This window comes from uncultured Campylobacter sp., assembly GCF_938041645.1.
Classification (GTDB): Bacteria; Campylobacterota; Campylobacteria; order Campylobacterales; family Campylobacteraceae; genus Campylobacter_B.
This window is the reverse complement of record NZ_CALIST010000037.1, coordinates 58,562-70,036: the sequence shown is the minus strand read 5'-3', so window position 1 is coordinate 70,036 and position 11,475 is coordinate 58,562. Positions and strand designations below refer to the sequence as shown.

Here is an 11,475-nt window from a genome sequence, read left to right as displayed (position 1 = left end):
AGCGCTTAAAAGCCGCGTCGTAGTCGTAGCCCGCGTCATCCGTCGCCACGGGGCCAAAAATTCCGTCCTGCAGAATAAAATTTCGCGGCGGAATGAACGAATTAAATTTAAAGCCAAATCTGCGCGCGGAACAGAAAGCGGCCGAGCTAAGCTCGCGCCGCAGCTAGCGTTATGATCTGCTTAACCACCTCGCTCGCTGCCTTTAAAGAGCCTACGGGCAGGTATTCGTAGATCGAGTGGAAATTATGCCCGCCGGTAAAGAGATTCGGGCACGGCAGCCCCTTTGCGGAGATGACGGCGCCGTCGTAGCCGCCTCGCATAGGCTTGATCTTAGGCTCGATATTTAGGCTTTTAAAAGCCTGCTTCGCAAGGCGAATTGCTGGCGCGTCGTCGTTTTTCAAAAAGTTATAGACGTTTTTATAGCGGTCGTTTAGCGAAATTTCGATCCGATCGCCCCAGATCGCGCGAAGCCCGTCCGCAGTTTTTTGCAAAAATTCCATGCGCTGCTCGTATCTTTTCTCGTCAAATTCCCTCACGTCGATCTTTAGGACGGTCTTTGCGCTGTTGCCGCTAAACTCCTTGACCCAAAAGTAGCCCTCCTTGCCATCGGTGTATTCGGGCGCCTCGCCCGCGGGCAGCAGCGAGATAAACTTGTGCGCCAAAAGCAAGGAATTTACGAGCTTGCCCTTGGCGTTCATCGGATGAGCGGACTGGCCTTTGAAGGTAACGACGCAATCGCCCGCGTTCCAGTTCTCGTAGATAAACTCGCCGATGCCGCAGCAATCAAGGCAGTAGCCGAAGTCTGCGCCTATCTCGCTTATGTCCAGCGCCTTTGCGCCCCGCAAGCCCTGCTCCTCGTCTGGCACGAAGCAAGCGATTATCTCGCCGTGTTTGATCTGCGGATTTTGGACGAAAAATTCCAGCGCATTCACGATCGCTGCGATCGCCGCCTTGTCGTCGGCACCTAGCAAGCTGGTGCCGTCCGTTACGATGATCTCGTCTCCTTTATAATCTCGCAGCTCCTCATTTTCGCTCTCTTTAAGATAGATCTCTAGCTCTTTATTCAGGCAGATATCACCGCCTTCGTATCTTACGATCTGAGCTTTGGTATCATTCGTCTGCTCGGCGCTGGTATCAAGATGGGCAAAAAACGCTATGCTCGCAGCGGGCGCGTCTAAATTTGAGGGAATTTTAGCGATCAAAATCGACTTTTCGCTAAGGCTTATATTTTTTATGCCCAGGGCTTCTAGCTCGTTTTTTATGAAACCCGCCAGCTCGAGCTCCTTGGGGTTTGATGGCATTATGCCCGCAGCGCCCGCGGCTCTATTTGTGGTGGTGTTGATCTTAGTGTAGTTTAAAAAACCTCCGCACGATATCCATGATAAGCTCCTTTTACAAAATGAAAAATGCGATGACGCAGACGGAGAGAAACATCCCTAGAGCCGTTCTTTTGGCGATCTGAATAGGGCTTACCATCGCAAGTCCCGCGCAGACTATACATCCGCCCGCGATCGGTGATGCGCTCCTACCTAGCGCGCCGCTTATCGCAACCGCCATACCGAGCTTATCCTGCGCAAACCCTAGCTGGTCCGCATGCACGGTCACCGCGGTGTTAAACGCCATCGCCGCCGCATCTCCCGAGCCCGTCACGACGCCCATAAAAAACGGCACGAAGGTACCGCCGAATTTTACGTAGCCCTGCTCGCCCTTTAGCCACTCGATTACGAAATCGATCGCCCCGCACGCGTTAAGACCCGCGACGAAGACGCCCGCTGCGATGATGATGCCCATGATATCGGCATACGCGCTACCCATGCCCTTGAAAAATTCTTTCGTGATCTTTTGAGGGTTGGTCATAGTAATGACGATGGTGACGATAGCGCCCAGTAGCATCGCCTCGGCGACGCCCATCTTCGTCCATTTTAAAAAAGAGACCTGATTTAGGCTCGTGCCGCCGATTACCAAGATCACTAGCGGCACTAACGGCATAAGCGCGTATAAGACGTTTATCTTTTGAGGCTGCGCGTCTAAATTTGAACCGGCGGCGGAATTTGCGCCGTCCTCTCTTTGCGCTAGATAATTCACCCCCTTGGTGTAGTCTTTGCAAACTATCGCCGTTATACTCATTACGATCAAAACCACGATCAAAGCGGTAATCGCGCTGGAAAACTGCACCCCGATGACGTCTTGAACCGTATAGGATGGGTTGTGCGCCTTTACCATATCGGCGACAAATACGTTGTGCGCCGAGCCCGGGCTTAAAACGCTACCGAAAGTTCCCGCAAATACCGCAGCTCCCGCCATCTCCGGTTTAACGCCCGCAGCCATCATCACGGGGATCAGCGTAGCGCCGACCGCAGCCGAGCAGCCCGCAGCGGAAGGGATAGCGATATTGATAAAATATGTAAGCGCCACGACGATGGGGATCAATAAAAATCCGATATTGCCAAGAGGTCTGGTTAGCAAATTTACAAGGGCGCGGTCGCATTCGGTAAATTTCATCACGAAGGCAAAACCCATGCTGGCGCAGATCGCCTTAATAAGACCTGCTTTAGTCATATACGAGGTAAAGGCGCCCAGCCCGTCCAGCGGCTTTAGACAAAGCACGCACAGCACCAGACCCACGCCGATAAGCACGGTTTTGGTATCCTTCTTCATGATCAGTAAAGCGACGACTGCGACGATACCCGCAAGCGCCAAAAGTAACCTAAACGTCTGCACGATAACTCCTTTTAAATTTTAAATTTACTTCCCACGACGATGCGCGAGATCTCTTTTTTATACTCGAATTTTAGCACGTCCGCATACCCCATCACTTCGCACTCGTTTCCGTTTATCAAAAACGCGCTGCCCTCGGGCATAGCATAGACGCTGTCGTTTTGATTGACGATCAAAAACTCCTCCAGCCGCTCCTCCCTACTCTCGCCGTTGTGGTTTGAAATTTTACCGCTTATGAAGTGCGGATTGATCTGATACGGAAAGATCCCCAGAGCCACCGGCGAGGGCGGAAAGACGATCGGCATGTCGTTGGTAGTCATCATCGTCTTTCCCGCAACGTTTGCGCCCGCAGACCAGCCGAAATACGGCGTACCGCTATCCACGGCGTCTTTGATCACGCCTAAAAGATCAAATTTATAAAGCTCATTTAGCAACACGAAGGTATTGCCGCCGCCGATGCAGATCGATTTGGCATTTTTAACGGCGGCTTTCATATCGGCAAAGCGATGGATCGATCTGATATTATTACTCTCCAGGCAATCCGCGACCTTCTGCTCGTATTGCTCGTTCGTGCGCCTAACGCCCGCAAACGGAATGAATAAAATTTCATCCTCCCAAAGACCCCCTAAAAATTCCTTGATCCACCCCTTGCAGTGGTTCAGATAGCCGCTGTCTTTGTAACTGGAAGCGCTTAGAAGCAGTGCTCTTTTCATGCCGCTTTCCTTAAATTTTGCCGTTTAGCTTATACGCGCAGCGCAGATACACGTCCACTCCAGCAAGCAGCGAGTCCTCGTCGAAGTCGAATTTGGCGTTGTGATGCCCTGCCGCAAGCGTCGTGCCGATCATCAGATATCCGCTCTTACCGCCCGCATCTTGCACCGAGCGCATAAAGTGCGCGAAATCCTCGCATGCGCCAAAATTTAGCTCCCTTACGATCTTGTCGTTATCGATAAACGGCGATGCCTTCGCCGCATCCTCGTAAAGCTGCGTGCTATCCTCATCGCTATCGCCGCCTGCGGTGCCGCCCGTGACCTTCACGTCGTAGCTGACGCCGTAAATTTTAGAAACGCCCTCCACTATGTCCATGCATTTAGCCTTCATAAACTCATTCAGCTCCGTGCTCTCGCCGCGCGTCTCGCACGCGAGATAGCCGTTAGGCGCGATGACGTTGCGTCCTTCACCCGCGCGCAGCACGCCTACGTTGATACGCGTGACGCCGTCTGCGTGCCTCGTGATGCCGTGCATATCAAGCGCCATTTCGGCTGCGGCGAGCAGAGCGTTGGCTCCGTTTTGCGGCGCGCCCGCGGCGTGAGCGGACTTACCTTGTAAGCTTACGTCAAATTTAGTGGTCGCAAGCAGCTTTTTGGTACCGCAGATGATACCTCTCATCGTAGTTGCCTGAAAGCCGATATGACCGCCCAACAGATAATCCACGCCCTTGGTAACGCCCGCAGCTTCCATACCTACGGCGCCCCTGGTACCCTCCTCGGCGGTTTGGAAGATAAATCTAAATTTACCGCTAAAATCGTCTAGGCTCTGCGCGATGAGCTTCGCTAAAGCAAGCCCCATCGTGATATGCCCATCGTGCCCGCACGCGTGCGTAATGCCGCTAATATCGGAGCGAAAGCCCTCCTTAAAAGGGCGGTGGTCCGCGTCCGTACTCTCGGTCACGTCCACGCCGTCTATGTCAAATCTAAAAGCGACCGTCTTGCCCACGCGCTCCGTGTCTATTTCGGCCACTAGACCCGTTAGCCCGTCCTCCATCGCATCAAGAAATTTTATCTGATCCGCGTTTAGCAGCCCTTCGGCGCGCTGCTTTGCCTTCTCGCAGGCATCCTTGCTACCTACGCCCTGTCTGGCTTCAGCCTTTACCACCTCGCGACCGAGCTTTATCTCATAGCCCAAGCGCTGCATACGATCTGCGATAACGGCGGTCGTAAAAAAGGTGAACCAACCCGTCTCGGGATGCGAGTGGAAAAACCTGCGATCCCCGATCATCTCGCCCTTGAGCGCCTCTACTTTTTGTGCGATAGCATCCATTTCCTCTCCTTTATTTTTTAGCTAAGCTTAACATCGCCGCGGCTAAAACCTTCGTAGCGGCAAACGCGTCGTGCCAGTTTATGTTCTCATTTACGTTGTGGCTGATACCGTCCTTGCACGGCACGAAAAGCATCCCCACGCGATCCGCAAGCTCCGTCATATTCATCGCGTCGTGTCCCGCGCCGCTAGGAAGCCTTAGGCTTGGAATTTTAAGCTCATCGGCGCAGCTCTCAAGCAGATCTATCATCTCCTCGCTTAGCTTTACGGGGCGATCCTTGATGAGATTTTTTAGTTCAAATCTGCACCCTCTGCGAGCGCAAATTTCATCTATCGCGGCGCAAATTTTATCGTCCGCCGCCCTAAGCGCATCCTCGTCTATATCGCGTATATCAAGACCTAGCGTGCAGGAGCCCGGAATCACGTTTAGCACGCCGGGTAGCGCATTTGCATATCCCGTCGTCGCGACCGTGGTTTTGCCCTCCTTGGCGATCCTCTCCGCGCTTAAAACGATCTCGCTAGCGCAAGCTAGGGCGTCGCAGCGCATATCCATCGGCGTAGCGCCGCTGTAATCGGCCCTACCCTCGATCCGCAGCTCGTATCGTACGGGCGCGGCGATACCCGTGACGATGCCTACTGGGATACCGCGTCGCTGCAATACCGGCCCCTGCTCGATATGAAGCTCGATGTAGCTATGAAAACTGGATTTGGGCAGGACGCAGCTTTTTAAATTTGCGGGATTTAGCCCAAACTCCTGCATGGCGTCAAATAGCGAAATTCCGTCTTTATCCTTTAGCTCGTCTAGCCGCTGCCGCGATAGCTTGCCGCTAATTATCTTGCTGCCTACGGTCGCCATTTTAAAGCGGCTCGATTCCTCGCAAACAAAGACGATGAGCTCCAGCGGTCGCGCAAGCTTCTCGCCGCTATCTCGCACCGTGCGGATCGCCTCCAAAGCGGCCATGACGCGTAGCGTGCCGTCGTAAAAGCCGCCCTGCGGCACGCTATCGATATGTGAGCCAGCGCTGACGGACGGCAGATCTGGATTTTTAACGCCTCCAAATTTAGCGAAAATATTGCCCGTATCGTCAATTTTGATCTTGAAATTTTCTTTTTGAAGTAGCGATATGAGGAAGTTGCGCGCCGCTTTATCTTCGCGCGAAAATGCAAGCCGCGTAAGCCCGCCGCCCGCCAAAGCCCCGAAGCGGCTTATCTGTTCGAACTCGCTTTTAAAGCGCTGCATGTTTATGTCCATAAATCCCCTTTTCTTAAAAAAATTTATGAATACGGCATTTTAATATTAAATTTATATAACAAAGCTGAAATTTGCCTATCGCGGCGGCAAATAGGGCGCTAAAACGGCGCGAGCAGAGCTATTTTAAAATAGCGCTTAAATTTCATTTTGCCTTTTAGGCTTTAAAATCGCGACGCGCCTGCTTAACTTCAGACTAAACGGATATAATTATCGCAAAATTTAACGAGGAGCGCAGATGAAGCAGGGCTCGCTAGGGGGGGCTTTATGAAAGGCTAAGACAATTTGATAGGCTGGCGGATAAAGAGGAGTATCTGTTTGATGCGATAAATGGCGCCATCGAGGCGGAAAATTTTGACTTTGCCGCGCAAATTTGCGACTTTGTGCTAAACGAGGAATTTGAAAAATTCGGCGCGGTTTTAAGAACGAGGGCGCTAATGTGGCTCACGGGCTACATCGCGCAAAATTTAAAAGAAAGCGAATACCCAAATTTCGGCGACTTTACGGATTGCCTATGGAAATTTAAATGGATAGTCTCGGGCGTCGCTCAAAGCTCCATGATAGAAAAGGAGCTCATAGACGAGGCAAACGAAGCGATGCTGTTTTACTACGAGCGCATGGAGCTCTCGCTGGCCTCATACTACAAGGCCTTGATGAATCAAAACATTGACATGGGCGATGCTAGAGAGGCGAAGGCGAACTACGAGCTGTGGAAAAAGCTCGCCAAAGACGATATGGCTGACTGCGAGGCATGCGAAGCAAGCGATGAGATCGCGTATCTGTGCTTTGCCGGCGAGCATGAAGCCGCGCTGGAGCTTGCCGCGCCGATACTCTCAGGCGAGCTAACCTGTGCCGAAGTACCTCACACGACCTACGCTCCGATACTTTTTAGCATGATTAAAACAGGCAAGATAGAAGAGGCAAAAGCCCTGCTGCCAAGGGCCGCGGCGACGATCGAGTCAAATCCTCGCGTCATAAACGAGGTCGCCCCGCTAATCGAGATCGCCGTTAGGCTGGATGAGCGCGAGACGGCGTTAAATTTAGCCCGTAAGCACTCCGCGGCGATCCTTGATGGCAACGACGATCTAAACGACTTGCGATTTTTCATCGCAGTTAGCGCGTTCGGCGATGAGAACGACTATAAGACGGCTTTGGAGCTGGCGGGCAAATTTGACGCCAGAAATCAAAATTTTTACTATGCCGATTATCTAAATAAATTTTACGAGGAATTTGGGGGTTGAAATTTTATAATTTAAAAATCTCGCGCACTTTGCCTGCGAAGCAGAGCGCTATTTCTCAAGCACGTACGGCGCGATAGTTTAAAATTTGCAGCTTGATACTACTTCGCTCTCGCAACGGCGAGCGCGGTCAAGTTTGCACCGAACGGGCGTTGGCGGCGCGCGGTAAATTTTAGCCGCTTACTCGCGCACGTCGGCAGCCGATCGCCGAAATAAGTGATAGAGTGCGTAATACTAAATTTTAACTCGGTCGCCACGTATGAAGGAAAAAATATCGTAGTAGCATATATCAACGCTAAGCCACATAGATAAAAGTAAATATTTGCGACAACAAGACATAAATTCTAAATTTCAACCGCCGCAGAATGTAAAATTTAAACCAAACCCGCCGTCAATCTCACCCTTAAAAAAGCACGCGCGACGACGACGTATCTCGCGCCTCACCAACTAGATTTAGCGGTAAATTTAATAGCAAAATTTAAAGCATGGAGCGACGGGATTTTAAAGCAAAATTTCAAGTAGATTTTTAAATGTAAAATTTCAAGCGGAATTTTAAATGCAGAATTTCAAATAAATTTTAAAATTCCAAGAGTATCATCCCTTGGAATTTTAAATTTAATGCTTGGCTAGGTAATTTGTGTCGTAGTTATTATCCACGAAATCGGGGTTATTCATCATCCTAAGATGAAAATCGCGCGTCGATTTTATGCCGCCGATGATGAGCTCGTCTAGCGCGACCTTCATCTTCGCGATCGCGCGCGTGCGATCCTTGTCGTAGACAATGAGCTTGCCGATCATGCTGTCGTAGTAAGGCGGCACCGAGTAGCCCTCATAGACGTGGCTATCCATACGGACGTTTCTGCCGCCCGGAGCAACGTATTTTGTGATTTTGCCCGGGTTTGGCATAAAGCTTTTGGAGTCCTCGGCGGTGATGCGGCACTCAAGCGCATGCCCGCTAAATTTTATCTCGCTTTGAGGCAACAGCTTCTCGCCCTGTGCGATGCGGATCATCCACTCGATCAGATCGAGCCCGCTTCGCATCTCACTTACGGTGTGTTCGACCTGCAAGCGGGTATTCATCTCGATGAAATAGAATTTCTTGTCCTTGCTATCGTATAAAAACTCAAACGTTCCCGCACTTGCGTATCCGATCGCTTTAGCGGCGCGAACCGCCGTTTCGTGCAGGCTTTTTCGCGTCGGCTCATCTAAGATTACGGCCGGGCTCTCTTCGATTAGCTTTTGATGGCGGCGCTGCATCGAGCAGTCGCGCTCGCCGATATGCACGACATGTCCGTGCTCGTCGCCTAAGACCTGAACCTCGATGTGGCGCGGGTTTGTGATATATTTTTCCATATACATCGTGCCGTCGCCGAACGCGCTCATCGCTTCGCTCTCTGCCGACCAAAAGAGCTTTTCTATATCCTCTTCGCGCTCGACCACGCGCATTCCGCGCCCACCGCCACCGGCTGCGGCTTTAATGATGACCGGATAGCCGATTTCGGCGGCTAGCTTGCGTGCCTCTTCGACGCTTGCGATCGCGCCGTCGCTGCCAGGCACTACAGGAATGCCCGCGCGCATCATCACTTGCTTAGCCTTGCTCTTATCGCTCATTAAAGTCATTGCCTCGACGCTCGGGCCGATAAATTTAATGCCGTGCTTAGCGCAAATTTCTACGAAATTTTGACTTTCGCTCAAAAAGCCGTATCCCGGAAATATCGCGTCAGCTTCGGTTAGCTCGCAGGCTGTGATGATCGCGGGGATATTTAAGTAACTATCGCTACTGCGCGGTCCGCCTATACAGACCGACGCGTCGGCGTATTTCACGTAAAGCGCGTCCTGATCGGCGGTGGAGTGCACGACGATAGCTTGCTTGCCCATCTCCTGGATCGTGCGAAGTGCGCGCAGAGCGATCTCGCCGCGATTTGCGATTAGAATTTTTTTAAGCTCCCTCATAGCTTCTCGACCTCAAACAGCGCCATAGCGTACTCGACGGGCTGTCCATCTTCGACGAGAGCTTTTTTGATGCGACAGTCGAATTCCGCTTCGATCTCGTTCATAATCTTCATCGCTTCGATTATACCTATCGTATCGCCCTTATGCACGACCTGACCTACGCTTACGAACTCTGCCGCACCAGGGCTCGGCGCTTTATAAAAAGTACCTACCATCGGGCTGTCGATCGTATCCATAGAGCCTTTGCTTACGGGCTTTTCGCTATGCGCAACGCTCGGCGCGACGATCGTCATCTGAGGCGCAGGCATCGCAGCCTGGGCTTGCGCGGCCGTAGGAGCGTTCGCGCCGTATTTTTTTATCTCGATCTCAAAATCTTTATCTTTAATTTTTAGCTCGTTAATGCCTTGTTTCTCGCCGAAAAAGTCCATTAACTCTTTGATTTCTGCTTTTGTCATAAAATTTCTCCTAAAAAATTTTGCGAAATTTTAGCTAAACTTTTATAATTGTTTCTTTAAACGAATTTTTAAAGGCGCTCGCGGCGCCTTTAAATTTAATGGGTAGCGAAGAATTCTTTGATCTTGGCTTTGTCGCTAGACTTGCTAAGAGCTAGTATTAGCAGCACGCGCGCCTTTTGCGGATTTAGATTATCGGCGGTTAAAAAGCCGAGCTTAGCATCGTCCACCTCTGAGCCTACGCTAGTTGAACCGCTGCCCGTGCGGCTTGAGCGCACGACGATCACGCCCGCTTCGCTAGCTTTTGCAAGCGCAGCCTCCGTATCGGGGTATAAATTTCCATTTCCCATGCCGGCAACCACGATACCTTTAGCGCCCTTTTGTACGGCAGTCTCTACGAAATCGCCCACGTCCTGCGGATGCGCGTAGATAATATCCACGCGCGGAAGCGCCTTGATATCTTTGATATTAAAATCGCTGCTTATCGTATGTTTGCGAAGCGGCGCCATATAGAAATTTACGACTCCGTAATTCACGGTGCCGATCTTGCCGGAATTCGGCGAAGTAAAGGCGGCGACATTGGTCGTATTTGTTTTCGTAACCTCGCGCGCGGCGTGGATCTCGTCGTTCATCACTACAAGAGCGCCCTTTTCGCGAGCGTTTTTATCTGCCGCGACGCTTACGGCGTTATAGATATTCAAGGGGCCGTCCGCGCTAATCGATGTAGAGGATCTCATTGAGCCCACGAAAACAATCGGTTTTTTGGATTTTATGACTAGGCTTAAAAAATATGCCGTTTCCTCCATCGTATCGGTTCCGTACATTATGACGACGCCGTCGACGTCGTTTTTAGTAAGCAGCTCGCTCACACGGTTTGCGAGCTTGAGCCAAATTTCATCATTCATCTCCTGCGAGCCGATATTTGAAATTTGCTCGCCCTTGATCGTGGCGATATCGTTTATCTGCGGCACCGCCGCCAAAAGCTCGTCCACGCTCTTCGCCCCCGACTTATAATCGCCGCTAAGCTCGCTCTGCCCGCTTCCCGCAATCGTGCCGCCGGTAGCCAAGATATAGATATTGGGTTTTGCCGCCGCTAAAGAAGATGCGATAAAAAGCGCCGCCAGCGTAAATTTACTAAAAAGATTCATAATTTCTCCCTTGCAAAACAAACTAAACTGGGGCTCATTCTAGCACAAAATTTGTTAAATATTATGTTTTGCTGCTATAATGCGCGAAAAATTTTGATTATTTTAAGGAAATTTTATGGGACTGAAAAGCGATAAATGGATCAGACAGATGTCGCAGCAGCACGATATGATAGCGCCCTTTTGCGAGGAAAATATCGGCCGCGGCGTCGTTAGCTACGGACTTTCGAGCTACGGATACGACATCAGGGTCGCAAGAGAGTTTAAAATTTTTACAAACGTCGGCGGAACGGTCGTCGATCCTAAAAATTTCGACGCAAAAAACGTCGTGGATTTTGAGGGCGACGTCTGCATCGTGCCGCCGAATTCCTTCGCTCTAGCTCGCACTATCGAATACTTCAAAATGCCTCGCGACGTGCTTGCGATCTGCCTCGGTAAAAGCACCTACGCGCGCTGCGGCATCATCGTAAACGTAACGCCCTTTGAGCCGGGCTTTGAGGGGCATATCACGATTGAAATTTCCAACACCACGCCGCTGCCTGCAAAAATTTACGCGAACGAAGGCATCGCGCAGGTTTTATTTCTGCAAGGAGATGAGCCATGTGAGGTGAGCTACTGCGATAAAAAGGGCAAATACCAAAGCCAAAAGGGCATCACGCTGCCTAGAATTCTAAAGGATTAAG

At 51.0% G+C, this 11,475-nt stretch carries 9 protein-coding genes and 1 pseudogene; 2 read left to right on the top strand and 8 right to left on the bottom strand.

Going from position 1 to position 11,475, the window contains the following annotated elements; genetic code table 11:
- Positions 1-146: 146 nt before the first annotated feature.
- From pepT to Q0600_RS05930, 5 genes and pseudogenes are all read right to left on the bottom strand, one after another.
- Positions 147-1,380, bottom strand: a pseudogene (gene pepT / locus Q0600_RS05950) (peptidase T).
- 12 nt (positions 1,381-1,392) lie between these two features.
- Positions 1,393-2,721 carry a C4-dicarboxylate transporter DcuC gene (dcuC, locus tag Q0600_RS05945; protein ID WP_298758060.1) on the bottom strand — a complete coding sequence of 443 codons (1,329 nt, stop codon included), beginning with the start codon at positions 2,719-2,721 and terminating at the stop codon, positions 1,393-1,395.
- A gap of 11 nt (positions 2,722-2,732) precedes the next feature.
- A complete protein-coding gene (gene pepE, locus Q0600_RS05940; protein WP_298758057.1) occupies positions 2,733-3,431 on the bottom strand; it encodes a dipeptidase PepE in 699 nt (232 codons plus the stop codon).
- Between the two features lie 10 nt (positions 3,432-3,441).
- Positions 3,442-4,758, bottom strand: coding sequence for an amidohydrolase (locus Q0600_RS05935; protein ID WP_298758055.1), 1,317 nt, complete (start codon positions 4,756-4,758; stop codon positions 3,442-3,444).
- A gap of 10 nt (positions 4,759-4,768) precedes the next feature.
- Positions 4,769-6,007 (bottom strand): M20 family metallo-hydrolase, encoded by a 1,239-nt coding sequence (locus tag Q0600_RS05930; RefSeq protein WP_298758052.1) that lies wholly within the window; start codon positions 6,005-6,007, stop codon positions 4,769-4,771.
- 380 nt (positions 6,008-6,387) lie between these two features.
- Between Q0600_RS05930 and Q0600_RS05925 the strand changes: the two genes are divergently transcribed.
- Positions 6,388-7,245 (top strand): hypothetical protein, encoded by an 858-nt coding sequence (locus Q0600_RS05925; RefSeq protein ID WP_298758049.1) that lies wholly within the window; start codon positions 6,388-6,390, stop codon positions 7,243-7,245.
- 612 nt (positions 7,246-7,857) lie between these two features.
- Here the strand turns inward: Q0600_RS05925 and Q0600_RS05920 are convergent.
- The 3 genes from Q0600_RS05920 to Q0600_RS05910 all read right to left on the bottom strand — a co-directional run bounded on the left by Q0600_RS05920 (position 7,858) and on the right by Q0600_RS05910 (position 10,795).
- Positions 7,858-9,195 (bottom strand): acetyl-CoA carboxylase biotin carboxylase subunit, encoded by a 1,338-nt coding sequence (locus Q0600_RS05920; RefSeq protein WP_298758046.1) that lies wholly within the window; start codon positions 9,193-9,195, stop codon positions 7,858-7,860.
- The gene (accB, locus tag Q0600_RS05915; protein WP_298758044.1) at positions 9,192-9,650 is read right to left on the bottom strand and encodes an acetyl-CoA carboxylase biotin carboxyl carrier protein; all 459 of its coding nucleotides are present in this window, start codon (positions 9,648-9,650) and stop codon (positions 9,192-9,194) included. The genes Q0600_RS05920 and accB overlap by 4 nt, the downstream gene beginning before the upstream one ends.
- Before the next feature lie 95 nt (positions 9,651-9,745).
- Entirely contained in the window at positions 9,746-10,795 is a 1,050-nt protein-coding gene (locus Q0600_RS05910; RefSeq protein WP_298758042.1) for a type II asparaginase, read from the bottom strand.
- Between the two features lie 115 nt (positions 10,796-10,910).
- Here Q0600_RS05910 and dcd point away from each other — a divergent pair, with 115 nt between their 5' ends.
- The gene (gene dcd / locus Q0600_RS05905) at positions 10,911-11,474 is read left to right on the top strand and encodes a dCTP deaminase (protein WP_005871523.1); all 564 of its coding nucleotides are present in this window, start codon (positions 10,911-10,913) and stop codon (positions 11,472-11,474) included.
- Position 11,475: the final 1 nt, after the last annotated feature.